Below are 26,671 nucleotides of genomic sequence, written 5' to 3'. Positions count from 1 at the left end.
GGACCAGCGAGAGATGACAACTCAGTCGTCGTCGTCGTCTTCGTCGTCTTCGTCGTCTTCGTCTTCGTCCTCGTCCTCGTCCTCGTCGTCCTCGTCGTCTTCGGCGTCCTCGCCCTCGGCGTCCTCGCCCTCGGCGTCCTCGCCCTCGGCGTCCTCGCCCTCGGCGTCCTCGTCCTCGTCGTCCTCGTCGTCCTCGTCCTCGTCCTCGTCCTCGTCCTCGTCCTCGTCCTCGTCCTCGTCCTCGTCCTCGTCCTCGTCTTCGGCGTCCTCGGCCTCCCCCTTTTCGTCGCGCAACGCATCCTCCTCGACATCGTTGCCGTGCCGGACAGCGTCCTTTTCGCCAGCCCCGGCATCCGCCCCAACGACCGAGCGCTCCTCACGCACATCGTTTTCCATCGCTTCCATCGCAACATCTCCCTCCCGCGGCGCAGTCGGCGACACGCCGACGTCCTCCGAGAGGTCCTCCCCCGCGCTGACGACGGTCGTCCGGATCGATCCCTCCGCGCCGGCGAAGCTCTCCTGTCCCGCTGTCGCCACCGCCACATCCGGCGGCTCCTCGCCGAGCTCGCGCTCGTAGGCGCGGCGCGACTCGTCGGTCAGCTCGGTGAACTCGCGCAGCGTCGGCAGCTCGCCGAGCGCCTTCAGGCCGAAGAACTCGAGGAACTGCGCCGTCGTGCCGTACAGCATCGGGCGACCGGGCTCGTCCTTCTTGCCCAGGATCCTCACGAGATCACGCTCCAGGAGCGACTTGAGCGCCGCGCCGGAATCGACGCCGCGGATCTCATCGATCTCGGGCCGCGTGATCGGTTGCCGGTAAGCCACGATCGCGAGCGCCTCGGTCTGGGCGCGAGACATCTTGACCGGCTTCTGATCGGTCACCTCGCGAACGAAGGGCGCAAATGCAGGGCTCGTCCGGAAGACGTACCCTCCGGCGACCTCGTCCAGGCGGAACCCCCGCCCGTCGTACTCCGCGACGAGCTCGGCCAGCAGCTCGCGCACGACGCGGTGCTCTGCGTTCGCCGAGCGCGCGAGCTCGCGGGCCGGCACCGGTCGCTCTGCCACGAAGATGAGCGCCTCCAGCACTCCCTTCAGGTGCTTGCGCGCGACCGCAGAGAGGCCGGGCGCCTGCGCAGGCGCCGAGGTCGCGCTCCGGGCGGGAACATCGGTGCGGCGCGCCGGATGGCCGAGCTGGGCCCAGGCGCCGGCGCGGAGACGAGCGGCCGGATCTTGCCGCGCCCCCTTCGGCGCCCGCGGCTCCTTCTTCGCGCCCCGCGGCCGCTTCGTTCCGCCGAGCCACGCGTGCGCCGCCGCCCTCAGCCGCGCCGGCGTGCCCTGCGCGCCCGCTCTCGCCGGCGCGCCCTGCCCGGCCGTCCTCGGCGCCCGCGGCTCCTTCTTCGCGCCCCGCGGCCGCTTCGTTCCGCCGAGCCACGCGTGCGCCGCCGCCCTCAGCCGCGCCGGCGTGCCCTGCGCGCCCGCTCTCGCCGGCGCGCCCTGCCCGGCCGTCCTCGGCGCCCGCGGCTCCTTCTTCGCGCCCCTCGGCCGCTTCGTTCCGCCGAGCCACGCGTGCGCCGCCGCCCTCAGCCGCGCCGGCGTGCCCTGCGCGCCCGCTCTCGTCGGCGCGCCCTGCCCGGCCGTCTTCGGCGCCCGCGGCTCCTTCTTCGCGCCCCGCGACCGCTTCGTTCCGCCGAGCCATGCATGCGCCGCCGCCCTCAGCTGCGCCGGCGCGCTCTGTCCTGTCGTCTTCGCCACACGCCGCCGCTTCGCCACGGCATCAGCCACCGTCACGGCCACTCCCTACGTCCACCTCATCGACCTCAGTCGGCGGCGCTCCGATGTCTTCCGGGGCCGACAGGTCGCTCGGATCCGCGAGCGCATCGCCCTCCGTCCCCTCCGGAGCGGGGCTGGCATCTGCTTCCGCCGCAGGCTCGCCCCCTGCGATGTCGTGTACGCGACTCGCCTCCTCCGCCGGCCCGGCGAGCTCCGGCCCTGCCGCTTCGTCGCTCAGCGCCTCCGCAGCCTCCGGTGCTTCCGCCTCGACGCTCCTCTCGTCGACAGGCTCGGCCATCTCCGCAGGCTCCGGTGCTTCCGCCTCGACGCTCCTCTCGTCAACAGGCTCGGCCATCTCCGCGGGCTCCGCCACGCCGCCCTCGCCGGCAACAGGCGGGGCCCCTGCCTCTTCCACCCCGGCCGTCTCGACCCGCTCCACCGCCGGCGCCCCGTCCTCGGGGTCGAAATCTGCCTCAGGCGCGCCGTCCGCCGCCGAGAGCTGGATGTGGATCGGCGCCAGCGGGTCCGTCTGGTGGACCCGGATGAGCCTCAGCTTGCACATCTCGAGCACGGCCAGGAACGTGATCACGAGCTCGAAGCGCGGGATGACTCCCCCCTTCGACACGCTGTCGAGCAGCAGATCCTCGAAGCGCATCGACCGCCGCGCCGAGAGCTTCTCCGTGAGCTCCACCATGCGATCCGTGATGCTGATGCGATCGAAGACGACCTCGTGATCGATCTGGACGTTCGTCCGCTTCAGCACCCGCTCGAAGGCGTCCAGCAGGCTGAAGATCGGCGTCGACGTGAACGGAGCCGGGCCCTGGGGCACCTCGCTCTCGCTCATGCCGCGCGTGAACACGTCGCGCCCCAGCGTGCCGCGCTCGGTCAGCTCGGCCGCGGCGACCTTGTACTTCTGGTACTCCAGCAGCCGGCGGACGAGCTCGGCCCGCGGATCCTCCTCCTCGCCCGGCATCCCGTCGTCGTCCTGCCCCGCAGGCACGCTCGGCAGCAGCATCTTCGACTTGATGTGCGCCAGCGTCGCCGCCATCACGAGATACTCGCTCGCAAGGTCGATCGACAGCGAGCCCATGATCTTCAGGTACTCGAGGTACTTTTCCGTGACGAAGCTCACGGGGATGTCGAGGATGTCGAGCTCGTGCTGCTGGATGAGGTGCAGCAGCAGGTCGAGCGGCCCCTCGAACGTGGGAAGCGTGACGACGTACTCGCCCTCCCGCGGCCCCGCGTCGGCCGCCGCCTCGCGGACCGGCGAGGCGGCGACGGCGGCGGCGTCGCGGGCCGAGGCGGCGCCCTGGCGGGCGGCGGGCGCAGGGGTGGCGCCCGCGTTGCCGCGCCCTTTGCCGCTGCGCGCCCTCGCTGCGCCCGCCTTGGAACCGCTCACGCCGCGACCGTAATCGCAAGGCGCCGGTCGGTCCACGCCCGAGCGTCCCCGGGCGGCGCGACGCGCCAAAACGCCGCTCCGTGCGAGAATTTCTGGCGGGAGCGGTGCTAGGATCAGCGCGGTCGATGAAGCCGTCCCCCGCGAAGAGCTGCCCCTCGTGCGGTGAACGCTACGACGCGGGCGTGCTCTATTGCCCGCTCGACGGCACCCCGCTCGCGAGCTCGCGCAAGAGCGCCTCGTTCGGCGCCGCCGAGCGCGACCCCTACGTGGGCCTCACGCTCGGCGGGCAGATCCAGCTCCGCCACCTCATCGGCATCGGCTCGATGGGCCGCGTCTACCGCGCCTTCCAGGCAGGGATCGAGCGCGACGTGGCCGTGAAGGTCCTCCACCGCGAGCTCAGCAGCAACGCCGAGCTCGTGAGCCGCTTCCACTGCGAGGCCAAGATCGCGAGCCGGCTCGTCCACCCGAACGTCGTCCAGGTGCTCATGACAGGGAGCATCCCCGCCACGACCGACGCCCGGCTCGGCGGCGAGCTCTACCTCGTCATGGAGCACCTCGACGGCCTCTCGCTGCTCTCCGCGCTCGCCGCCGCCGGGACCGCGGGCGAGAGCGAGGCGCTCCCGCTCCCGAGGGCGCTCCACATCGTCCTCCAGGTCTGCGACGCGGTCGGCGAGGCGCACGCGCAGGGCATCGTCCACCGGGATCTCAAGCCCGAGAACATCATGCTCGTCCGCCGCGGCGAGGACCCGGATTACGTGAAGGTGCTCGACTTCGGCATCGCCCGCCTCGACTGGGCCGACAAGGCGATGACCACCCAGGCCGGGCTCATCTTCGGCACCGCCAAGTACATCTCGCCCGAAGGCGCCGAGGGGCAGCGGGTCGGCCCGCCGGCGGACGTCTACTCCATCGCGACGATGCTCTACCAGTGCCTCGCCGGGCGCGCCCCGTTCGAGGGCGACTCCCCCGTCGCGCTGCTCGTCCAGCACACGCACGCCCCGCCCGCGGATCTGCGCAGCATCGCGCGATCGAGCTACGTGCCCGCGCCCATCGCGCAGGTCGTCATGCAGAACCTCGCCAAGAAGCCCTCGGAGCGCGCCCCCGACGCGCGCGCCCTGGGCCGCGACCTCGCCCTCGCCGTGCGCGCGAGCGGCCTCGACCCCGACGAGATCGCCGCCCAGCCGGGGCTCCTGCGCGCCAGCGCGGTCATGAAGCTGGCCTCGAAGTCGCGCACCAAGTCGCTCGACCTCTCCCCCGCCCTCGCCGCCCAGATCGGAGGCATCGCCGCGCCCACGCTGGAGAGCGCCCACGTCAGCGACCTCGAGCCGCTCCTCCCGGGGAGCGCGGCAGCGCTCTACGGAGACCCTCCGCCGCCTCGCCGCGAGGAGGATCGGTCCTCCGTGAGCGACGCAGACCGCTCCTCCTCGCCCCGAGCGAGCGGCGTCGAGCTCTCCTCCGTGCGCGACGCGGACCGCTCCTCCTCGCCCCGAGCGAGCGGCGTCGAGCGCTCCTCCTTCAGCAGCGCGGGGGACTTCGGCAGCGCGGCGGACGAGCCCGCGCGGACGCCGGTCGGCCTCGGCGTCGACCCCCTGCGCGACTCCGCGCCCGCCCCGTCGACCATGCAGGGCGTCGCGTCCGCAGCGCCGCCGCTCCCCCGCCGCGCGATGATCGCCCGCGCCACCGCCCTCCTCGCGTGCGCCGGCGCGGTGGGGTTCGTCGCGTTCCTCGGCGGGCGGCACCTCGGCGCCTTCGGGGGGCCGGCCGCGAGCGACTCCCTGGAGGGACACATCGAGCGCGCGCGCGACTGCATGGGCAGGCACGCGTGGGACACCCCGCCCGGCGAGAACGTGAGGGACATCGTCTCGCAGGCGCTCGCGCGGTGGCCGAGGGACGCGCGGCTCGTCGAGCTCCGGCGCGAGTCGTCCGAGCGCATCGTCGCCGACGCCCTCGGGCGGAAGTACGCCGGGGACAGGGCCGGCGCCATCCGCCTGGCCAGGCTCGCGATCGAGCTGCACCCGGAGCTCACCACGGCCCAGCACCTCGTCGCCGAGCTCTCGGACCGCCCGCCGGCCGCCCCCCCGGAGCCGCCCCCCCAGGTCGCCCCGCAGAGCACCGGGCGCCCGACCGCAGGCCCCGACCGCAGGCCCCCGCCGCGCCGGCCCCCGCCGGCCGAGGACCGCCGCGCGCCCCCCGGCCAGCCGCCGGCGCCGGGTCCCCGGGGCGCGCCGGCCCCGCCGCCGGCGCCGAGGGGCTCAGGCGCGCCCGCCACGACAGGCGCCGCCTCGCCGCCGGCCAGCGACACGCCCGCGCCGGTCTTGCCCCCCTCGCCGCCGCCGCTGCCCACGGACGCCACGTCGCCGCTCCCCTCGTCCACGGGTCCTTGGCTATAATTCAATGAAGGTGAATCCAGGCGGTTGGTACCCGACATCGCGAGCGCCCACCCACGTCCGCGCTGGGGAGCGCGACCGAGCGGCACCGCCGCGCCGTGAGAGCGCTCGACCCAAGCGCGGCGCCGCGGGCGCAGCGTGCGGCGCCGCGCTCGCCCTGCTCCTGCTCGCGGCCCCGGGGCGCGCCGACGAGAGCAGGGCCGCCCGCCGCGCCGCCGCCGCGCGCGAGCGAGATCGCCCCTACACCATGGTGGAGGTGAGCGGCGGCGTGATGACGCTCCCCGGCGCCGACGTCTGCCCCGTCTCGCTGTTCCCCGACACGTGCGAGCAGGGCGAGACGAGCGTCTCCCTCGGCATCCACAACCTCTTCCGCTGGGGCGACATCGGCTTCGGCGCGGGCATCTTCTGGGCGGCGACGCTGAGCACCGACGCCGCGCGCGGCGCGCGCAGCCTCGAGCGCGAGCACTCGCGCCGCTACTTCATGCTCGACGGAGTGTTCCGCTACTACGCCCTCCGCACGCTCAAGACGGAGTGGTGGGTCGGCGCGACGCTCGGCGGCGTCGTCGTCAACGACTCCTGGTCGGTCGAGGCCGATCGCAACCCGTACTCGGACACGGCCTACGTCGGTCCGAGGGCGGCGACGATCGGCACCGAAGGGGTCGCCGCGGGGCTCGCGATCGGCGGCGACTGGGCCTTCGCCGAGAACTGGAGCGTCGGGAGCCACCTCCGCTACTCGAGCTGGTTCCTCCCGGAGCAGCGCAAGGTCTCGCCGACCCGCGATCGCGCCTCGCTCTCCGAGCGCGTCGACATGTTCAACATCGGAGTCCTCATCGCGTACCGCGTGGCGCTCTGATCCCGCTGCCCGCGCCGCGATCACTCGGCGGGCATGCCCGCCGTGATCGCCCGGCGGCCGGCAGTTGACGCGACATCGCCAGGTCTGTACGCCTCCTCGGTCGTTCTCATCCAGCGAGGAGCCCCCGATGCCGCTGAATCTCTCGAAGGTCGGCCACACGACCCAGCCCAGCGCCTTCACCGTCAACTGGAAGACCCTGGCCACGTACGCGCTCGGCATCGGCGCCCGGCGCGAGGAGCTCGAGTACCTCTACGAGGGCGCGCCGGGAGGCATGAAGGTCTACCCCACGTTCGGCGTCATCCCCTCGCAGAACGCCGTGTTCGAGGCGCTCGAGGAGGCCGGGGCCGAGCTGCCGCTCATCGTCCACGGCGGTCAGACGCTCCGCGTGCACCGGCCGCTCCCGACCAGCGGGACGCTGCTCACCACCGCCACCCTGACGGGCATCTACGATCTCAAGAAGTTCGCGCAGCTGATCGTCGCGACGAAGACGACGCTCGACGGCGAGCCGCTCTTCGACACGGTGTGGTCGATCATCGCCCGCGGCGTCGGCGGCTTCGGCGGGCCGCGCCCGCCGCACAGCGAGTCTCCTGCCCCGGTGCCGAAGGACCGCGAGCCCGACTGGGTGGTCGAGCAGGCGACCGCGCCCGAACAGGCGCTGCTGTACCGGCTCTCGGGCGACGAGAACCCGCTCCACGCCGACCCGGAGGTCGCGGCGGAGGCGGGCTTCACGCAGGGCCCCATCCTGCACGGCCTCTGCACGTACGGCTTCGCGGCGCGCGCGATCATCCAGAAGGCGGCGGGCGGCGATGCGAGCCGGCTGCGGGCCTACGGCGCGCAGTTCCGCAAGCCGGTGTGGCCCGGCGACACCCTCATCACGCGGGGCTACACGCTCGACGGCGGCAAGGTCGCGGTGGTCACCGCCGTCAAGGATCGCCCTGATCCCGTGCTCACGAGCGCGTGGGCGGAGATCGGCTGACGGCCGGCGCGGCCGCGTGCTAAGTGCCGAGGCCCGGATCAGGGAAGCGATATGAGCAAGACGACCGAGAAGGACAGGGCCAAGGACGACGAGGACCTCGACGAGGACGAGTCGACCGACGAAGGCAACGACGACGGGGAGGAGGAAGAAACGAAGGCCGCCGCGGTCCGCGGTCGCGGCCACGCTCACGACGACGAGGACGACGACGACGCGGAGGACGACGGCGTCGTCGCGGAAGAACCGTACTGGTGGGCGCCGCACGCGGTGCTCAGCGCGCTCGTGCTGATCGGGCTCCTCGGCTTCTTCGGCATGTTCAACCAGACGCCGCTCGCTCGCCTCGCGGCCCCTGTCGCCCCGGAGCCGGACGAGCACGCGCACGCGGTCGCCGCGTCTCCCGCCCCCGCGCCCGCGCAGGCGCAGCCCCGCCCGGCGCAGTCAGCGCAGGCGCCTCGGGAGATGTTCGGCGCGAAGCACCTGCTCGTGATGTACACGGGGAGCCGCCGCGCGCCCCCGACCGTCACGCGCTCGAAGGACGAGGCGAAGGCCCGCGCGACCGAGGCCATGACGAAGGCCAAGGCCGACCCGAACAAGTTCACGGACATCGTGAAGGAGTACTCGGACGAGCCGGGCGCCGACAGGCGCGGCGGCGACCTCGGCAAGTTCCCGAAGGGCGCGATGGTCCCGGAGTTCCAGGCGGGCCTCGAGAAGATCAAGGTCGGCCAGGTGAGCGAGCTCGTCGAGACGCCGTTCGGCTTCCACGTCATCCTCCGCACGCAGTGAGCGCGCGGCGCCCCGGCTCGCGGCGCCGAGAGCGCCGCAGGCCGCCGGGGCGCCCCGTTCTCCAGCCGCGCCGCGCCGCTCAGCGCGCCGGCGCGGTGACGAACTTCTTCAGCCTCGCCGACTTCTCTTCCTTGGGCAGCGTCAGCTTGGCGTGCTCGTCGGCCGTCATGCCGCTGCGGAGCACGCGGGCCTCGTCGCCGACCCCGTAGACGGTCTTGCCCGCGCGGGCGAAGATCCACTCGGTGGCGGGGCCCTCGCCTTCCTTGTGCATGAGGCGCACCGAGCCGTCGCCGATGCCCTTCTCCCGGGCGGCGCCCGGCAGCTTCGCCAGCGTCGACAGCACGTCCTTGGCCTGATCGACGTCGTCGCGCACGATCGCGACCACCCGGTAGCGCTTGTCGACCTCCGTGTAGTAGCCGAACGCGCCGGGCCCCGCGCCGCCGACCCCGAGCACGTCCTTTGTCTCGTAGCGGATCCCGAGCGGGATCATGTTGTCCTTGGGGAGCGCCGCCGCCGCCGGCGGCAGCGACGGCTCGCCGGGCAGCTTCGAGCCCAGCTCCTTCACGAGCCCGGGCAGGACCTTCTCGCTCGACGACTTGAGCGCCGCCTCGGCCAGCGCCTCGTCGTTGTACGTGATCTCGGCGAGGTACTGCCCGCGCCAGAGGTACGCGTTCCCGACCCCCATCGCGGCCGCGCCGCCGCCGTCGATCTGGCGCGGCGTCGCCTCGTCGGCGGGGTCACCGTCGCCCACGATGCGCTTCGTGAACATCCCGTAGGCGCCCTCGGTGGACCCGAACTTCGAGAGGTGCACATCGACGGTCGCCGAGCCCCCGGCGCCGCTCACGTACCGCGCCTCGACCACCCGCCGCACGCCGAATCCCTTGTAGATCTCGCACTCCCCGTCGAACATGTCGCAGATGCTGTCGAGCGGCAGGGACGCCGATTCGCCGAACGTCTTCTCGGCGCCGTTCGGATCGAGGCAGAACCCGCCCGTCATGCGCGGGAAGAACGGCGCGCTCGCCGCGTCACCGATCGTCCCGCCTCCCCCCGCGCACGCCTCCGGCTTGGCAGCCGGCGGCGGAGGCGGCGGTGCGCCCATGGGCTCCTCCTTCTTGCTGCAGCCCGCAGACAGCGCGGCGGCGAGCGCGCCCGCGAGCAGCGCGCACCTCCCCGCGCGGAAGCGCCGGGGCCTGGCGCGGCGCGCGACAGGCGCGCTGTGGGTGGACGGGACGCTCGATGAACACCTTTCCGGCGGGAATCGCATGGCCCGTTCGCCTTGCACCTTTTTTCATAGCGCCGCAATCGTTAGCGCCCGCCCTGGACCGCTTTGAGAGATTCACCATGCAATTCGATGGTTTAGCGCGCACTGCCAAAGGCATGCGGCTTGCCTTTCCCGGGCATCTGGTGCGTCCTTTCTCCTATTCGCGACCTCCCCTTCGTGATCCCGATCGACCGCGGGCTTCGTCGCCGCGAGCGCGCGCGCGGCGCCGCCGCGATGCGCGTGGCTTCACCCTCCCGGAGCTGCTCGCGGTGGTCGTCCTCATCGGCATCCTGGCGGCCGCCGCGTCGCCGAGCTTCGTGAACGGCATGCGCGATCGCCGCGTGAACCGCACCGCGATGGAGATCAGCGGCATCTACCGGCTCGCCCGCTACCAGGCGATCGGGCGCGGGACGGCGGTGCTCGTGCGGTGGACGGCCTCCGCGGGGGACTTCCAGGTGCGGCAGGCGCAGGTCCAGGGCACCGTCGCCGGCGCGCTGATCTCGCAGAGCTGCGGCAGCGTCGACAACTGGATGGATCCGACGACGACCGCCCCCGTCACGACGTTCGGCACCACGGGCATCGAGCTGGCCGCGGTGGAGCTCCGCGATCCCACCGCCCCCGACGGCGTCGTGCAAGCGGACGCCGATGTCTGCTTCACGCCGCGGGGGCGGACGTACGTCCGCTACAACCCCGGCGGGCAGTTCGTGCCGCTGCTCGGCGCGCTCCGGGTGAACGTGACCAACAGCGGGACCGGCCTCCTGCGCTCGGTCTTCGTCCCGCCGAACGGCGTCGCGAGGCTCGGCCTGTGAGCGCGGCGCACGCGAGGCGGGCGGCGAGCGGCGGCTATACGCTCATCGAGGTCATGGCGGCGCTCGGCGTGCTCGCGATCGGCGCCACCGGGGTGCTCGCGCTGCAGAAGGCGACGCTCATCAGCAACACGAACGCGCGCAACCTCGTGATCGCCAACAACATCGCCATGACGTGGGCGGAGCGGTTGCGGGTGGACGCGCTCCAGTGGAACGACCCCCTGCGGGTCCCCGACCTTGGAAGCGACACCGACTGGCTCCGGCTGACCAACCCCACCTCGGCGAAGGCGACGCCCCCATGGGTCGACAGGCTCTGGGCGGCGCCGAGCGCCGACGTGTTCGGGACCGACATCTACGCGGGCGACACGACGTCGCAGGTCGCCTTCTGCACGCACGTCCGCCTCCGCCAGTTCAACGACCCCGTGACGGGTACGCGGATCTGGGAGAGCCTCATCCGCGCCGAGATCCGCGTCATCTGGGAGCGCAATGGAAACCCGATCGACTGCACGATCGACCCGGTCCTCGTCGATCAGGCTCCGGGGCGCTTCGGCGCGGTGTACCTGACGACCGGCATTCTCCGGAACACGAGCGAGGACCGACGATGACGACGAGCCGCCGCCTCCCCCCCGCGCGGGCGCGCGCTTCAGGACAGCGAGGCTTCACGCTCGTGGAGCTGATCGTGGCGATGGCCGCCGGCCTTGTCGTGTCGCTGGCGGCCTTCCTGCTCTCGAAGAACGCGACGCGCTTCTTCCAGAACGAGACGAGGGCCTCCGCCTCGCACCTCGCGGCGACGATCGGGCTGAACCGGCTCGCCGCGGACCTGCAGCGCGCCGCGTACCTCTCGACGCCCAACATCCTCGTCGATCCGGAGGTCTGCCAGGTCCCGCTCACGCCGATCGGCCTGCGGCACCTCGCGGGCATCTCGATCCTCCGTGGAGGGTCGGCGTTCCACAACCCGGGGGATCTCGGCCAGAGCGTGGTGGCCAACAAGCTGGATCCGGACTCCATCGTCATCGGCGGCAGCTTGAGCAGCACCGAGCTCTTCGAGTTCAGGAATATCAGCGACGCCAGCGGCAACCTGATCGTCCAGCTCAATCCGAACAGCGCCGCCGTGCAACGCACGCTCGCGCGAGCGAACGGCAGCGGGGAGGGTCTGCTCCAGATCTTCGCCCCCAACCGCATCCTGCGCGTCATGGTCCGAGGTCAGACCCAGTTCCAGTATGGGGTGATCGAGAGCGCCAACGTGCAGGGCGATCCGCCCACCCTCATCGCCATCACCCTCAAGTTGGCTCCCGGCCTGCCGAAGCTGGAGGGGCTCGCTCGGTGCGGCGTGACCCCCGGCGGCAACACCGGCGACGGTGGATGGGTGAACGTCGTCAACCGCGTCCGCTACGAGATCCGGAGCCTCGTCGGCCAAGGGACGCCCTACGACCCCCTCGTGACGCCCATCGCGCCGGCGCAGACCGGCGACAACGGCCGCACCGAGCTCGTACGGGTCGAGCTGGACGATGAAGATCAGCCGATCCCGGGGACGCACGAGCTCATCGCCGAGTACGCCGTCGATCTCAAGTTCGGGATCTCCACCGCGGTAGAGGGCGGTGTTCCGGGCGTGACAAATCCTACCATCCAGCGGTTTCCGATCACCGAGACCGACAACGGGAACGTGTATAACATCGCCGCCGAGAACAGCCAGTCAGGGGCCATGCCGCAGCGCGTGCGGTCGGTCCAGGTCCGGCTCGCGACCCGCACCCGGGCGCCCGATCGCGACGCCGACCTCCCCGGGGGCCCCGACGGCCGCAGGCGCAGATTCCTGATCCCTGGCATCGTCGCCGGCGTCGACACGCTGGCGGCCGCGCAGCTTGCTGGAGCCATACCTGCCGGAGCCCCGCCGGTGTTCGCCCGGATGCGCACGCTCTACGCCGACATCGCGCTCCCGAACCAGGCCTACGTCACATGGTAAGCGCAAGCATCGCCCGGTCCCGCAGGCGCTCCCGCGAGCGGGGCGCCGCCGTGTTCATCGTCGTGCTGGTCATCACGATGCTCACCGCCATCGGACTGTTCGCGGCCCACGCCGCCACGCTGTCGACCATCGCCAGCGGCCATGAGCGCCGGATGACGCAGACGCATTACCTCACCGAATATGCGATGCTGCTCGCGATCGCCGAGATCGAGCGACAGGGCGGCCTGGACGGGATGCCCAGATCGGCGACCTGCTCGGTCATCACCGACGAATGCTGGTCCTTCCTGCCGCACACCTTCAACGCGGCGGAAGACCTCGTGGAGCCGCCCGAGCCCGATTCACCGGGGAGCCTCGGGCGCGCCGCCGTCCAGTGGATCGCCAAGGTGGAGATCACCGACAAGATCAAGCCCGCGATAGGGAATCGCGCCGGCAGCGACCAGGGTGGCCAGAACGCCGTGAACGCCGATTACTGCACGGTCACCATGAACGCACGGCTCATCGCCTGGCCCGGCGACACGGCCCTGGCCCTGGCCGCCGAGGGCAGCCAGGAATCCATGTCCGTCGTTGCCGATGTCCTCTGCTCGAAGTGACGAACCGGAGCTCACGATGCGAAACCTGACGAAGGTCCTTGTCACGATGGGCTCCGCGGCGACGGTCGGCCTCCTCGCCGCACGCGCGCGCGCGCAGGCCGTCGATGTCGAGCCACCGCTGCCGAACGTCCTCTTGCTCGTCGACACGTCGGGCTCGATGGAGAAGACGGTGGCGGGCGGAGAGCCGGACTGCAACCCGCTCACGCCCCCCGCCTCGGAGGACCTGAAGAGCCGCTGGACGAAGCTCGTCGAGTCGCTCACCGGCCCGATCCAGGACTTCTCGTGCTACGCGCAGCCCCGCACCCAGTCCGAGTTCATCGACGAGTTCAGCATCGACTCGGAGCGGCCGTACGACGCGAACTACCATATCCCCTTCCATCGCCTGCTCTCCAACGGCTGCACGCCCGGGCCCGGGGCGACCTACGGCAGCGTGGGATGGCACAGGTACGACGATGCGGCCCAGGCCTGCGCGTGGCCCGCGCAGGGGCCCGGCCTGCTGGACGTTTACCGGGACCGGATCCGGTTCTCGCTCATGACGTTCGACACGCTCCCCGACGCGGGCACCGGGCTCGCCGGCAGCGTGCCCAACGCCGCGACCGGCATGCGCGGGATGTGGAGCTACTTCCTCGGGTTCGAGAACGGCACAGGCTACCCGGCGCGGGGCAACCCGCCCGACTGCGCCGTCGAGGACGTGGAGGTCGGCGCCAGGAACCCGGCCGCGCCGCTCTGGGAGGGGCCGCTCATCCCCTTCCCGACCTTCACCGCCGACATCACCGAGGTGCGCACGCGGAACGATCGCATCCAGAACGCGCTCATCGCCACGCGCCCGTACGGCGCCACGCCGCTCGCGGGGATGCTGTCCGACGCGCGCGACTACGTCCTCCACGACATCTCGATCTGGGAGGGCCAGCCGCTCGGGCCGCGCGACGATCCGTACATCAGCGGCGGCTGCCGCAAGACCTCGGTCGTGCTCATCTCCGACGGCGAGCCGAACCTCGATCTGCGCCCGACCTGCGCTTCGGGCCCGGGCCCCGGCCCGGAAGGGACGGGCTGCCCTTACGAGGAGCCGCACGTCATCGCGCACGCGCTCAACACCCACGTGAACCCGAACCGGCGCGTGCCGACCTATACCGTCGGGTTCGGCCTCTCCACGGAGGCGGGCACCGACTGCTCGGCGATCTCCTCGTCCGATTTCCTGACCGGCGGCCTCTGCGACAGCGCGACCGGCGCGCTCAAGGCGTGCTGCACGCTCTCGCGCATCGCCATCGAGGGCGGGACCGAGCGCGGCTACTTCCCGGACGACGCCAACGAGCTGTCCGCCGTGATGTCGCAGATCTTCGCGCGCATCGCCGCGAACTCGACGAGCCGCACCCTCCCCGTCTTCGCCACGGCGGCCAGGACCTCGGACAACGGCAGCGACGCGGGGGTCGCCTACCAGTTCGGCGCCTCGTTCAGCCCGCCGCCGGACGGCTCGCTCTGGAGCGGCAACCTCGAGCGCAAGCGCTTCGTCTGCGAGTCGGTGCTCGGCGTGATGACGACGAAGCTGGAGGACTTCGACCCCGCCAAGGGCGACGACTTCGCGGCCAACCTCAACTCGAACGATCCGCCGCGGAGGTTCTTCAGCGTGATCGGCGACCTCGACCCCACCACGCAGGAAATCTGGTCGCAGCGGAGCATCCGCCCCGCGGCCGCGGCCGCCAACAAGGACGGGCTCAGCAACTACACGGGCACGGAGACCTACGGCGGCGCACCGGCGCTCGCGGCGACGTTCGCGGGCGAGCTCCGCAACGCGCCGCGCGCGCTCAACCTCGATCCCAGCGCCGCCGTCCCCCCGCAGTGCTCGGGCGGGCTGCTGGAGAACACCGCCGATAGCTGCGCCGAGCGCCTCATCAAGTGGGAGATCGGCGAGGCGATGCCCGCGAACGTCGCCTCCCGCGATGGCAACGAGCTCGGCAGCATCTATCACTCCACCCCCGTCGTCATGGGACCGCCGCGCGACTACATCCCTGACGATTCGTACAGGCTCTTCGCGGAGCACCCCGACCAGGCGAACCGGCCGCTGGTGCTCTACACCGCCACGACCGACGGGCAGCTGCACGCCTTCCAGGTGACGGCGGCGGACGCGGACGACGATCTCAAGGTGGACCGGGTCCAGAACAACGAGCTCTGGTCCTTCCTGCCGCCCTACGTGCTGCCCCGGCTCCTCCAGACGTTCAACCAGCAATCGATCCTGCTCGACGGCGCGCCCGTCGTGAAGAACGTCGTCTTCGAGCGCACGCCGGAGCAGATCAGCGGCGCCAACGCGACGTGGAACACGGTGCTGCTCGCCGGCGGCGGCCTCGGCGGCGGCTTCTACTACGCGCTCGACGTGACGAACCCCCTCGCGCCGCGGTTCCTCTGGCAGCTCTCCACCGACCGCGACGGCAACGCGCTGTTCGGCGAGACGACCCCGACGCCGGCCATCGGCATGGTCGAGATGGCATCCGACGGCGTGACCCGGGAGATCGCGGTCGCCATCCTGCCCGGCGGCTCCGCCCCGCTCGACACGAGCCAGCCCGCGTGCCCCCGGCAGAGCGCGACGTACCCGCTCTTCTATCCGACCGGCGACCTGGAGGTCCGCGGCTCGGTCCGGTGCTGGGGCGGCGCGGGCAGCGGCAACCCCGTTGGCCCGGCGCGCTCGCTCACGATCGTCCGGCTCGACACCGGCGAGGTGATCCGCACGTTCCGGGGCCACACCGGCGAGGCGCCGACCTTGAACTCGTCGCGGCTCCAGGTTGTCGACTTCGACTCGCCGATCACCGGCGTCCCGGTGCCGTTCCCTGCGGGCGTCGGCGAGGTCGCCGAGCGCATCTACGTCGGGGACGCCGACGGGACGCTCTGGCGCGTCAGCCTGTCGAGCACGAACCCGGACGACTGGAACGTGTCCCTCGCCTGGGACGCGTACTCGTTCGAGGACGACACCGCGGCGAGCAGCCAGCCGATCGAGACGACGCCGGTCGTGACCACCGATCCGCTCGGCAACGCGGTCATCCTGTTCTCCACCGGCGATCAGGAGGCGTTCACGGCGGGGGGCGACATCCAGACGCGGGTCTGGTCGATCACCGAGAGGCCGCACAACACGACCCTGCGCTTCACCGAGAACTGGGTCGTGCCCTTCACGAACGGCAAGCGCGTGACCGGGCCCATCTCCCTCTTCAACGGCTGCGCGTACTTCGCGACGTTCACGCCCGCGGCGCCCGGGACCTACGCGTGCGCCGACGGGTTCGGCTCGATCTGGGGCGTCGACTACCTGCTCGACACCGAGGAGAAGGGAACCCCGAACCCCTGCCTCGTCGTCGATCCGCTCGCGGATCCGCCCGCGCCTCCCGAGCACGAGGACGTGCAGCCGCCGGGCACGGTCGTCTTCGGCGTCGCCGTGACCCAGAAGCCGACCTGCGTGAACACGGAGGAGTACAACGATCCGTACTTCGGCGTGCAGACGATCAGCCGGCAGTCCAGCCCGCCCGAGTTCCAGCTCGTGTTCCACACCGGCGCCGCGGGCCAGGAGGACGCCCAGGGGGGCGAGACGCGCACGAGCACGAAGACGCTGCAGCCGCCGCGCAAGGTCGTTAAGATCGACTCGTGGGCGACCCTCGTCGAATGAAGCGCGGCGTCCTGTCGCGCGCCGCCGTGGCGCTCGCCGCGGCGTTCGCGTGCGCGTCGGCCGCGCTCGCCTGCCGCAGCGACGCGGGCGCGCCGGCGCCGCCGCCGCCGCCGCCGAGCGAGGCCGCGGCGCCGAGGCCGCCGGTCGACCAGGCGCTGCCGGGCGAGCTCGCCGAGGGCGTCGAGCAGGCGTTCGGCCTGCCCATCCCGCGGCGCATGAAGGTGCGCGCGCGCTTCTCCGATGCCGTCTTCGCGGTCGGGGAAATCCCGGCCGAGCGGGTGGCCAATTACGTGCGCACGCGCGTGCTCGCCAGCAACGTCGAGACCGGGCCGGCGAAGACGATCTTCTCGCGCGCGACCGTGAAGAGCGCGCCGCACCGGATGATCCGCATCGAGGTCGTCTCGCGCGCGCACGTCTCGGAGCTCGTCGTCCGCGACGAGACCCGACCGCCTGCGGAGCGGGGGCTGTCCGTCGAGGAGCGCTGGCGTCGCAACGGGCTCACGCCGGACGGCAAGGTGCTCGATCCCACCCGCCTCGAGTGAGCGCGGCACCGGCGCGGCGTCGGCGGCGGCGGCCTCGACATGGCGCGCCGCGGGGGGCCGCCGCGCCGGTCGACATCCCCGGCCTTTCGAAGTAGATCGCGCCCGTGTCGACCAAGCAGCTCCCCACCGCTCCGCTCCGCAGGACCCCGCTCTACGACGAGCACATCAAGCTCGGCGGCCGCATGGTCCCGTTCGCCGGCTGGGAGATGCCGGTCCAGTACAAAGGCGTGACCGAGGAGCACCGGGCGGTGCGCACCGCCGCCGGGCTCTTCGACGTCTCGCACATGGGCGAGATGATCCTGAGCGGCGAGCACGCCGGGCAGGTTGTCGACTACCTCGTCACGAACGACGTCAAGAAGCTGGAGGACGGCCAGGCGCACTACACGTGCGCGTGCAACGAGGCCGGCACGATCCTCGACGATCTCATCGTTTACCGGATCGACGCGCGGCAGTGGCTCATCGTCTGCAACGCGTCGAACCGCGACAAGATCGCGGCCCACATCCGGAGCGCGGCGCAGGGCCACTGCAGCTTCGAGGACGCGTCGGACCGCACGGCGATGATGGCGCTCCAGGGGCCGAAGGCGCTCGACATCGTCGCGCTCGCGGGCGGCGACGGCCCGGCGCTGCGCGAGCTGCCGCCGTTCCACTTCCGCGACGCGACGCTCGCCAACGTCCGCTGCACCGTGGCCCGCACCGGCTACACCGGCGAGGACGGCATCGAGATCTTCTGCTCCCCGTCCGACGCGCAGCGGCTCTGGCGCGCGCTCGTCGAGCTCGGCGGCCCGCTCGGCCTCGAGGCGACGGGCCTCGGCGCGCGCGACACGCTCCGCCTCGAGGCGCGCCTGTCGCTGTACGGCAACGACATCGACGAGACGACGAACCCGATCGAGGCGGCCCTCGGCTGGGTGGTGAAGCTCGACAAGGGCGACTTCGTCGGGCGCGCCGCGCTCCAGCGCATCAAGGAGGAGGGGCCCGCGCGCAAGCTGATCGGCTTCGAGATGGTGGGGCGCGGCATCGCGCGCCACGGCTACCCGCTGCTCGACGCCGGCGGCGAGAAGGTCGGCGTCTGCACGAGCGGCAGCCCGGGGCCGACCGTCGGCAAGAACATCGGGCTCGGCTACCTGCCGGCGTCGATGGCCAAGGTGGGGACCGCGTTCCAGGTCGACTGCCGCGGGCGCACGGTCGAGGCGATCGTGGTCAAGACTCCATTCTACAAGCGGGCCTGACGCGCGGCTGCGCGGGCGCGTGGCGCGTGCGGCGCGTTGACCGAGCGGCCGCGCCGAGACGACCAGAGACCCAGGTTGGCAAGGCAAAGGGAGAAGAAGTCACATGGCGAGCGATGATGTGCGAACGGACCGGCGGTACTCGAAGGACCACGAGTGGACAAAGCAGGAGGACGACCACGTCGTCGTCGGGATCACCGCCTTCGCGGTCGATCAGCTCGGCGACATCACGCTGGTCAACCTCGACGTGAAGCCGGGCGACACGATCACCGCGGGCACGGCCTTCGGCACGATCGAGAGCGTCAAGACGCTGAGCGACCTGTTCGCGCCCGTGAGCGGCAAGGTCACGCGCGTGAACGGCGACCTCGAGAGCCGCCCCGAGCTCGTGAACGAGGACTGCTACGGCGCGGCGTGGATGATCGAGGTCGCGCCCTCGGACCCGGGCGAGCTCGGCGCGCTCATGGACCCCGCCGCCTACGCCGAGCTCCTGAAGACCGCGGCGCACTGAGCGCCGAGCCCCCTCCCGATCCCCCTTCCCGCTGCACGACACCATGCGCTACCTGCCCCACACGCCCGAGGAAATCACCGAGATGCTGCAGGCCGTCGGCCTGTCGTCGCTCGAGGAGCTCTACAGCGCGATCCCGAAGGAGGCGCGCCTCACGCGCCCGCTCTCGATGGATCCCGCCCTCGATGAGGCCTCGCTCATGAGGCACCTCGAGGAGCTCGCGCAGGAGAACCGCGCCGGGCGCATGCTCTCGTTCCTGGGCGCCGGCGCCTACGAGCACCACTTCCCGCCGGCCGCCGATCAGCTGCTGCTCCGCAGCGAGTTCTACACCGCCTACACGCCGTACCAGCCCGAGGTCTCCCAGGGCACGCTCCAGGTGATCTTCGAGTTCCAGACGATCGTGAGCGAGATCCTCGGGCTGCCGGTCGCCAACGCGTCGATGTACGACGGCGCGAGCGCGGTCGCGGAGGCCGTGCTGATGGCGCGCCGGCTCACGGGGCGCGAGCGCACGGTCCTGTCCGAGGGCGTGCACCCCGACTATGTCGGCACGGTCGAGACGTACGTGCACGGCATCGGGACCGGCAAGGCGTCGCTGGTCCGCGTCGGCGTCGGCCGCGACGGCGCGGCGGACGTCGACGCGCTGACGCGGGCGATCGACGACACGACCGCGTGCGTGGTGGTCGGCTATCCGAATTTCTTCGGCGCCGTGGGCGACATCCGGAGGGTGGCCGAGGCGTGCCACCAGAAGGGCGCGCTGCTCGTCACGGTCACGCTGGATCCGTACGCGCTCGCGCTGCTCGAGTCGCCGGGCGCGCTCGGCGCCGACATCGCGGTGGCGGAGGGCCAGCCTCTCGGGCTGCCGCCGCAGTACGGCGGCCCGAACGTCGGGCTGTTCGCGTGCAGGAACGACCGCAAGTACCTCCAGCAGGTGCCCGGCAGGCTGGTCGGCGAGACGGTCGACAAGCACGGGACCCGGGGGTACGTGCTGACGCTCGCCACGCGCGAGCAGCACATCCGCCGGGAGCGGGCGACGAGCAACATCTGCACGAACAGCGGCCTGTGCGCGACGGCGGTCACGATGCGGATGTGCATGCTCGGCAAGCGCGGCTTCGTCGAGGCGGCGCGGCAGTGCCTCGCGAAGGCGGAGCACCTCAAGCGGGAGATCGCGCGGCTCGACGGGTACGCGTTGCCGCTGCCGGCGCCGACGTTCCACGAGTTCGTCGTGAAGGTCCGCGGCGGCGACGCCGGCAAGCTCACGCGGGCGCTGGCCGAGCAGGGCGTCATCGCGGGGCTCGATCTCGGCCGCATCGACGCCCGGCGGCGGGACGAGCTCCTCGTCGCCGTGACCGAGCGGCACAGCCGCGCGGACCTCGACCGGCTCGTGCAGGCGCTCGCGGGGTTCCCGGGCTGAAGAGGCACACGGCGCCGCGGGGGGGAGCACCGGCCTGTTCGGTGCTCTAGAGCGGGCGCGGTCCGGGGGCCGCGCCGCCGAAGTGATTCACGATCTGCTGCGCGATCTGCCGAAGGATCGGCCCGCCCGCGCTGCTCACGAGGAGCTCCAGGCCGGGCACCAGCACGACACGCTCCCAGCGTTCCGCCGCGTAGGTCGGCTCGGGCGGCGGCGGCCGGACCGCCGGCGGCGGCGGCACGAGCAGCGCTTCCATGTCGGCGGGGGACATCGTCGCGAGCTTCCGCTTGATCTCGGGCAGCTTGAGCCCCCGCTCGCGGAGCTTCTGGATCGACAGGATCTGGAGCCGATGCTCGCGCAAGTACCGCGTCCCCGGTCCGGCGAACGGCGGCGGCACGAAGAGGTCCCGCTTGTACCAGTAGCGAATAGTGCGCTCGCTCACCCCGGCTTCCTCGGCGATCTCCCCGATGGTGTACCCGTCGTTCCTCGGCATGGGCTGCCTCCTCGGACGGAGCATAGCCTGGGAAAGCGGCAAGCTGCCATGAATCTTGACAGGATCGAGGCCGGGTTTCGCCGGGAATTGGACCTGTTTGTGCGGTTATTTTCACATGGGTCGAAGAAAATTGTCACGATAGTGAAGTTAAATTCTCCATCCCGGATGTCCGAAGCCAACGGCGTGAAGTTAAATTCTCCATCCCGGATGTCCGAGGTCCACGGCGTGAAGTTAAACTCTCTATCCGGCCTGCTCGGAGCCGGATTTGTGAAATAAACTGCTCCATGCATGCCTTCGAGGCCCGCCGAGTTGGCCTCCGGACCGCAGGAGGTGGCCTTCCGGACCGCCCGACAGGGCTTCCGGAGGGCGACGGTGGCCCTGCTCGGCGGGGCCGGAGCCGCATCATCGGGCCGATCCGCCGGCGATCGGCAGCCCCGCCGGGCTGCGGTCAATCGCAGGTCCGGGTGACCGGGTCGCAGAAACAGGAGATGCACTCGCTGTCCCGCGAGCACGTCTCGCCGCCCAGGGAAGAGCCCGTGCACGAGGGGTCGGGCGGTGCCTCGGGGCAGAGGGATTCGCCGAGGCCTGCGGCGCCCGAGCAGTCGCCGCAGGCCAGGTTGAGGCACTCCGCCGTCGCCATCGAGGTGAACGACGCCGCGCCGCAGTGCGCGGGGCTGGTGCAGGTCTCGACCGAGTTCCCCTTGTAGAAGCAGCCGACGAGGCAGGAGCAGTTCGTATCCTGGGAACAGGCCTGGTATTGATCGCAGCAAAAGACCTATTTGCTTTGGTCAATGTATAGCGAAATGAGCACTGCGAGCGAGAGATGGCCAAGTCGATCGACGAGATTCTTGCTGAGTTCACCAGTTTGTATGGTCCAGAGGAGGTCTGGATCCTCTCGCTGAGCGACGCCGAGATTATCGAGCGACTGCGGGCCATCGGGAATCATCCATGCACCGCCTTGGCCGAATACCTCGAATCGTTGTTCGTTCGGGTCCAAGTTGATCCAGCGTCGATCAAGCGCGAGCTGGAGGAGTCAGCGGGTTCCGTATCTGGTGGCTTTACGAGTTGGCTAGATCCCAATGAGAGAACTGCCGACGGCCTCGATGCATGGGTCGCCTATCATCTGGCCAATGGACGGGCCATCGCTCGGAGCTTGATACTCAATTGGGAGAAGCAGGATCCTACCTCTTCAACGTAGCCCCCTCCTCCAACCCCTCCGACCAGGAATGAGCTATCACGGGCTGCGGCTGCGTTAAGCCGTCACCGACGCACGAACGCCGGCCGCGCGCCCGCGGGGGCCCCACACCCGCCCGCGCCGCCCCCAGCGATCGAGCACCGGCTTCGCTGTCGCGATCTCGTCGATCGGGAACTCCCGCGTCCGCCCCGACGGCGTGTCGTAGGCGACCACACCTTGAGCTCCGGCATGCCCGTCAGCACGTCCAGCTTCGTGAGCGTGATCCCGTCCAGGCCGTTCACGCGCGCCGCATAGCGCAGCGCCGGCAGGTCGAGCCAGCCGGTCCGCCGCGGGCGCCCGGTCACCGAGTCGTACTCCCCGCCGACCAACCGCAACCGCTCGCCGAAGGTGCGCGCGATCCGACACGAGCAGCCGCCCATCGGTCGCCTTCGCGGGCGACGCCACCGAGCTTGGCTTCCGGTAGCGACACGCATCACGCTTTTCCCGGCTGCCTGAACGGACAGCGAGTGGGCATTTGAGCATTCATGTGGATGCAAGCACGAGACACTCGGTTCACTCCGCATGAGGAATCGCGAAGCTTCTTTCTTCTTATTTTATTATACGCCGAGCATCCCGACGCGATGTAAGCTGCGTTCCATGTCACGGTCGGCCAATATCACCGATCGTGAAGAATGAAGTGACAAGATACACGGGCGAAGACCGCTCGTCGTTATGGATCTGCAGATCCATGCGTCGGACTTCTTGCGTGACGCTCTGCAGCGCCTCCGCGTTAACCAGGAGACTCGGGTGAAACAGCACGATCCATTATTTCTTCGCAAGCTGGAGCTATTCAGGCGCTCACGCATCCCTTGGCAGAAGCACATTCTTTTGGGTGCGGCTCTTCTGGAACGAGGGCGTTTTGCTCATTTCACCCGGCGCAGTTTGGGTCGAGGCGGCGGCAGCGGTGAGGGGACATCGCCTCCTGCATAACGTGCACGGTGCGTTCGGTCATGCTCCTGCTGCAGGTGGAACGCCCAGTAGGCTTCGAAGTCGCCGCTCGAGCGCAGCGAGCGGAGGCGCAGCACCGCCTCTGCGCCTTGGAGCGACCAGCGAGCCCCGGTGCGGTCCATGCGATCCTTGACGAGATGGCGGCATGCGCCCTCGATCACCCCCGTGGCGATGGGCAGCCCCGCTGCGAGCGCGCGATCGTAGTGCAAGAGCGTCCGATGCTTCACGAGGTAGCCGATGCAGGTATCGAGCGTCACCGCTGTCCCCATGTCCACCACGCGGCTGCTGGCATGGCGCCGGATGGTGCTGGCAATGGCTCCGGCCGTGCGCCCCGCGAGCAGCTCGTGCAGCCGGCACGTCACCCACTGCTCGACCTCCTTGGTCCCGTCGGCGAAGAAGCAGTGCGCGGCCTTCCAGAGATATTCAAGCACGTGGATGATATCGAGGACTATTGTGATCTCGACGCATGCCTTCTTCGCGGCGCGCTTGACCAGGGTGATCTGGTCCTTGTTGCCGTCGACCAGCACCACCCACCGCCGAAGGCGTTCCGGATCGCGACGCAGGCCTTCAGCAAACGCCGCCGAGATCACCTCTCGCGATGACTTCTCCACGCTCGCCCAGACCCGTTTGTTCACCGGCCGCGGCCGTTGCGCGGCGACGTCATGCACAGGGCGCAAGTCGTTCACGATGTCGTCAGGCGTGCGGACCCAGGGGTCTATCGTGTAGAGGGTGGCGACCTCGGCCATTCGCTTCCGGTTGCGCTTCTCGCCCTTGGCGAGGCGCTTCGTGAGCTTGTGTTTCCCCGCTTCCGCAGCCTTCCGCGTCGCAGGTCGGAGGTCTTCGCGCCGCATCGCGATCCCCTTGCCGTCGAAGCTGAGTACCAGCAGCGCCTGAGTGTCCTCGACTTCGACGGCGCGGGTGGAGTAGAACGCATCGAAGTCCTGCGCGGCGCGCTCCGCGAGCTCCTCCACCTGGCGCTTCGGCACCGCGGCGCCGGTCGATTTTCTCAATCCCTCAACGACCTCATCGAACGAGCTGCGGGCGGCGCTCTCGGCGACGTAGCGACGGACGCTGTGCGAGTAGAGCTCGTCCGGGAGGCTCAGCGCCGCATCCATCGGATGAAGACCGGGGACGCCCGGCGCCTGATAGGCCGCGCGTGGCACATCGACCTCTCCGACGACCGACATGAGCGCTCTGCTGCTGAGACGTCGATGCTTGCGCTGAACGCCGTCCGCGCCCTTGACCTCCACGGGCCTTTCGCGCTCGGCCCGAAGCTCGAGGTGGGCCTGGAGGAGCCGCCGCTGGTACTCGCGCCCCTCGTCGACGACGAACCCCTCCAGCTCGGCATGCGTGCTCTCCATCGACTCGGATGACCGAAGATGCTTCTCCATGGCTTCTGCCTGCTCCCGGGCGCTCTCGAAAGGGTCCTGACCTGCTGCAACGGCGTACGCGGCGCTCACGACCAAGTCCTCCTGCCGGTCCAACCTGCCTGTCGGGACCGGCCTCTTGCAGAGGCCATGGATACGTCAGATTCGTGGAATTTCAACGCGTTGCATTTTCGCGCCCGGAATTATCACCTGTGGCGAAGTATACGATCGTCAATCCGTCGAATGTGGCCTCGCCCGCGCCCGGATTCTTTCACCTCTCGCGGCCGAACCTGGGCTGCGGCTTCGCGCTTGGGCCGGCGGATAAGTGCACGGCATCAACGTCGCAGGGGGGCCAAGTCCACCGGCTACGTCGACGGGCGTCTGCGTCGATGTGATAGGGGCGCGGTCCCAGGGACCGCGCCTTCGGCGCAACACCATGAAAGCGCACGGACTTTTGTCGTCGCCAAGGATCTACACCCCATTCTTTTTACGAGCGGCATCCTCTTGAGCGCCATCGCGTTCAGCGCCGCCTGCAGCTCGGGCTCGCCGAACGAGGAGCTGCACGGCACCGCGAAGCTCGCGGCGGGCACCGAGGACCCGACCTGCGTGACGATCCAGCGCGGGACGGCCGGCGCGGTGGAGGACGCGACGATCTGGGAGACGTTCCCGACCTGGAGCGATTCGACCGTGCTCTTCCGCACGGGCACCCTGGACGGATTCGGCGTACGGCACGCCGTCATCCGCTTCGACCTCTCACCGGTGCCCACCGCCGCGACGGTCGTCTCCGCGACGCTGCGGCTCGAGCAGATCTACCGGGACGACACCACCTCGAGCACCATCAACATTCACCGGCTGCTCTCGCCGTGGACCGAGTCGACGGTGACATGGCAGAACCTGGGAAACGGGAGCGACTTCGACCCGGCTATCGCGGCCTCGTTCCAGTCGATGCCCGGCGCCGGGATCCGCACGGCCGATCTGACCTCGCTCACCGCGGCGTGGCTCGCGGGCACCGTCCCGAACCACGGCATGCTGCTGGAGGAGCCGCCGGTTCTCACGACGAGCTTCCGGAGCAGCGACGATCCGCAGGTCGACGACCGGCCGAGCCTCGAGGTCTGTTACACGACCGCGGCGACCTGCACCGGCACGCTCGACGATAACGACGCGTGCACGACCGATACCTGCGATCCTGTGCTGGGCATTCTGCACACGCCCATCTCGACCGACGACAGTGATCCAACCACGATCGATACGTGCGATCCGGCGACAGGCACCGTCGCGCACGTCGCCTGTCCGGCGCTGGATCCGACCGTGGCCACGCGGCTCATCGATGCCGTGGGCTGCATCTACCAGGGGCCGAACGCGCCGCAGACGGGCGTGACCGCGACGATCGCCCCTGCCTCGGTCGCGGTCGTCAAGGGCAAGGTCGCGACGCGAGCGGGCGTTCCGATCTCGGGCGCCAAGGTGAGCGTGCTGCACCACGACGCGGGAGACGCGGAGAGCTACGGGCAGGTCCTCACGCGCGCGGACGGGGCTTTCGAGCTGGTCGTGCGGGGAGGCCAGCCGCTCACGATGAAATACGAGAAGGCCGGCTATCTGCCGGTGCAGCGGCAGGTGGGCACCCAGTGGCAGCGCTGGTCCGAGGCGCCCGACGTCGTGCTGATCGAGAGCGATCCGGTGGTGACGCCCGTCGCGCTGGGCAGCTCGGCCGGAGCGCAGGTCGCGCGCGGGAGCGTCCAGACGGACGACAGCGGCACGCGCCAGGCGACGCTGCTCTTCCCCTCGGGGACGACGGGAACCATGACCGTGCCGGACCCGAGCGGTCCGCCAGGGGCGACGACGACCGTGGCCCTACCGGCCGAGGTGCACGTGCGCGCGACCGAGTACACAGTCGGTCCGAACGGCCCCGAGGCGATGCCGGGGACCTTGCCGCCGACCAGCGGCTACACGTATGCGGTGGAGCTCGGGCTCGACGAGGCGGTCGCCGCCGGGGCTACGAAGGTCGAGTTCAACCAGCCCATTCCGTTCTATGTCGAGAACTTCCTCGACTTCCCGGTCGGGATGCACGTGCCGCTCGGCTACTACGACGCGGAAAAGGGCGTGTGGGTGCCGGCGGAGGACGGGCGTGTCATCGAGATCCTCGCCGTGAGCGGCGGGGTAGCGTCGGTCGACATCGACGGCGACGGCGCGGCGGACGACGCGAGCGAGCTCGACGCGCTCGGGATCAGCGCCGAGGAGCTCGGACAGCTCGGCGCGCACTATGCGGTGGGGACGAGCCTCTGGCGGTCTCAGGTCACGCATTTCACCCCGTGGGACTGCAACTGGCCGTTTGGTCCGCGCCCTGGCGCTCCGGGGCCGCCGGCTGGCCCTGGTGGCGGCGATGGCGATGGCGACGGCGACGGCGACGGCGACGGCGACGGCGGCGGCGATGGCGATGGCGGCGGCGATGGCGATGGCGGCGGCGGCGATGGCGGCGGCGACGGCGATGAAGGCGACGACTCGGATACAGACGATCCCAGCTCCGAGTGTGGATCC

20 protein-coding genes and 2 pseudogenes are annotated in these 26,671 nt (G+C 70.7%); 16 read left to right on the top strand and 6 right to left on the bottom strand.

Annotated elements, in window-relative coordinates; translation table 11 throughout:
• Positions 1–21: 21 nt before the first annotated feature.
• A complete protein-coding gene (gene scpB, locus WMF17_RS10550; RefSeq protein ID WP_437649189.1) occupies positions 22–1,785 on the bottom strand; it encodes an SMC-Scp complex subunit ScpB in 1,764 nt (587 codons plus the stop codon).
• Positions 1,772–3,166: a segregation/condensation protein A gene (locus WMF17_RS10545; RefSeq protein ID WP_437649187.1), complete on the bottom strand. Its 1,395-nt coding sequence runs from the start codon at positions 3,164–3,166 to the stop codon at positions 1,772–1,774. Before WMF17_RS10545 ends, scpB begins: the two co-directional genes overlap by 14 nt.
• A 125-nt stretch (positions 3,167–3,291) precedes the next feature.
• On the opposite strand from WMF17_RS10545, the gene WMF17_RS10540 reads away from it, so the two are divergent.
• The 4 genes from WMF17_RS10540 to WMF17_RS10525 all read left to right on the top strand — a co-directional run bounded on the left by WMF17_RS10540 (position 3,292) and on the right by WMF17_RS10525 (position 8,159).
• Positions 3,292–5,553 carry a protein kinase domain-containing protein gene (locus WMF17_RS10540; RefSeq protein WP_437649185.1) on the top strand — a complete coding sequence of 754 codons (2,262 nt, stop codon included), beginning with the start codon at positions 3,292–3,294 and terminating at the stop codon, positions 5,551–5,553.
• A 10-nt stretch (positions 5,554–5,563) separates the two neighbouring features.
• On the top strand, positions 5,564–6,403 hold the full coding sequence (locus tag WMF17_RS10535) for a hypothetical protein (RefSeq protein ID WP_437649183.1): 840 nt from the start codon (positions 5,564–5,566) through the stop codon (positions 6,401–6,403).
• 127 nt (positions 6,404–6,530) lie between these two features.
• Positions 6,531–7,379: a MaoC/PaaZ C-terminal domain-containing protein gene (locus WMF17_RS10530; protein ID WP_437649181.1), complete on the top strand. Its 849-nt coding sequence runs from the start codon at positions 6,531–6,533 to the stop codon at positions 7,377–7,379.
• Positions 7,380–7,430: 51 nt separating this feature from the next.
• Complete coding sequence (locus tag WMF17_RS10525; protein WP_437649179.1) at positions 7,431–8,159, top strand: peptidylprolyl isomerase; 729 nt, start codon at positions 7,431–7,433, stop codon at positions 8,157–8,159.
• Positions 8,160–8,238: 79 nt separating this feature from the next.
• On the opposite strand, the gene WMF17_RS10520 is transcribed toward WMF17_RS10525, so the two are convergent.
• Positions 8,239–9,423, bottom strand: a complete 1,185-nt coding sequence (locus tag WMF17_RS10520) for a DUF6599 family protein (RefSeq protein ID WP_437649177.1) — start codon at positions 9,421–9,423, stop codon at positions 8,239–8,241.
• Between WMF17_RS10520 and WMF17_RS10515 the strand changes: the two genes are divergently transcribed.
• The 9 genes from WMF17_RS10515 to gcvPA all read left to right on the top strand — a co-directional run bounded on the left by WMF17_RS10515 (position 9,396) and on the right by gcvPA (position 20,100).
• Complete coding sequence (locus WMF17_RS10515; RefSeq protein ID WP_437649175.1) at positions 9,396–10,229, top strand: pilus assembly FimT family protein; 834 nt, start codon at positions 9,396–9,398, stop codon at positions 10,227–10,229. The genes WMF17_RS10520 and WMF17_RS10515 overlap by 28 nt on opposite strands.
• The gene (locus WMF17_RS10510) at positions 10,226–10,831 is read left to right on the top strand and encodes a type IV pilus modification PilV family protein (protein WP_437649173.1); all 606 of its coding nucleotides are present in this window, start codon (positions 10,226–10,228) and stop codon (positions 10,829–10,831) included. Before WMF17_RS10515 ends, WMF17_RS10510 begins: the two co-directional genes overlap by 4 nt.
• A complete protein-coding gene (locus WMF17_RS10505) occupies positions 10,828–12,186 on the top strand; it encodes a PilW family protein (RefSeq protein ID WP_437649171.1) in 1,359 nt (452 codons plus the stop codon). Before WMF17_RS10510 ends, WMF17_RS10505 begins: the two co-directional genes overlap by 4 nt.
• A gap of 50 nt (positions 12,187–12,236) precedes the next feature.
• Positions 12,237–12,776 carry a hypothetical protein gene (locus WMF17_RS10500; RefSeq protein ID WP_437649169.1) on the top strand — a complete coding sequence of 180 codons (540 nt, stop codon included), beginning with the start codon at positions 12,237–12,239 and terminating at the stop codon, positions 12,774–12,776.
• 16 nt (positions 12,777–12,792) lie between these two features.
• Entirely contained in the window at positions 12,793–16,419 is a 3,627-nt protein-coding gene (locus WMF17_RS10495) for a hypothetical protein (RefSeq protein ID WP_437649167.1), read from the top strand.
• The gene (locus WMF17_RS10490; RefSeq protein WP_437649166.1) at positions 16,416–16,961 is read left to right on the top strand and encodes a hypothetical protein; all 546 of its coding nucleotides are present in this window, start codon (positions 16,416–16,418) and stop codon (positions 16,959–16,961) included. Before WMF17_RS10495 ends, WMF17_RS10490 begins: the two co-directional genes overlap by 4 nt.
• Before the next feature lie 104 nt (positions 16,962–17,065).
• Complete coding sequence (gcvT, locus tag WMF17_RS10485; protein WP_437649164.1) at positions 17,066–18,187, top strand: glycine cleavage system aminomethyltransferase GcvT; 1,122 nt, start codon at positions 17,066–17,068, stop codon at positions 18,185–18,187.
• A gap of 103 nt (positions 18,188–18,290) precedes the next feature.
• A complete protein-coding gene (gcvH, locus tag WMF17_RS10480) occupies positions 18,291–18,692 on the top strand; it encodes a glycine cleavage system protein GcvH (RefSeq protein ID WP_437601841.1) in 402 nt (133 codons plus the stop codon).
• Between the two features lie 43 nt (positions 18,693–18,735).
• Entirely contained in the window at positions 18,736–20,100 is a 1,365-nt protein-coding gene (gcvPA, locus tag WMF17_RS10475; RefSeq protein WP_437601839.1) for an aminomethyl-transferring glycine dehydrogenase subunit GcvPA, read from the top strand.
• Positions 20,101–20,146: 46 nt separating this feature from the next.
• Here the strand turns inward: gcvPA and WMF17_RS10470 are convergent, their stop codons facing one another.
• Positions 20,147–20,590, bottom strand: a complete 444-nt coding sequence (locus WMF17_RS10470) for a helix-turn-helix domain-containing protein (RefSeq protein WP_437649162.1) — start codon at positions 20,588–20,590, stop codon at positions 20,147–20,149.
• Between the two features lie 488 nt (positions 20,591–21,078).
• On the opposite strand from WMF17_RS10470, the gene WMF17_RS10465 reads away from it, so the two are divergent.
• Positions 21,079–21,297, top strand: coding sequence for a hypothetical protein (locus tag WMF17_RS10465; RefSeq protein WP_437601837.1), 219 nt, complete (start codon positions 21,079–21,081; stop codon positions 21,295–21,297).
• Between the two features lie 116 nt (positions 21,298–21,413).
• Positions 21,414–21,788 (top strand): hypothetical protein, encoded by a 375-nt coding sequence (locus WMF17_RS10460; protein WP_437649160.1) that lies wholly within the window; start codon positions 21,414–21,416, stop codon positions 21,786–21,788.
• A gap of 129 nt (positions 21,789–21,917) precedes the next feature.
• Here WMF17_RS10460 and WMF17_RS10455 read toward each other — a convergent pair.
• Positions 21,918–22,168, bottom strand: a pseudogene (locus WMF17_RS10455) (adenylosuccinate synthetase); the annotation flags it as partial.
• A gap of 519 nt (positions 22,169–22,687) precedes the next feature.
• On the bottom strand, positions 22,688–24,232 hold the full coding sequence (locus WMF17_RS10450; protein ID WP_437643636.1) for an ISKra4 family transposase: 1,545 nt from the start codon (positions 24,230–24,232) through the stop codon (positions 22,688–22,690).
• On the opposite strand from WMF17_RS10450, the pseudogene WMF17_RS10445 reads away from it, so the two are divergent.
• Positions 24,152–25,786: pseudogene (locus WMF17_RS10445) on the top strand (DNRLRE domain-containing protein); the annotation flags it as partial. The gene WMF17_RS10450 and the pseudogene WMF17_RS10445 overlap by 81 nt on opposite strands.
• Between the last annotated feature and the right edge of the window lie 885 nt (positions 25,787–26,671).

This window comes from Sorangium sp. So ce362 (genome assembly GCF_051519845.1).
Lineage (GTDB): Bacteria > Myxococcota_A > Polyangia > Polyangiales > Polyangiaceae > Sorangium.
The sequence above is the reverse complement of the archived record's forward strand: the minus strand, read 5'-3'. Positions and strand labels throughout refer to the sequence as shown.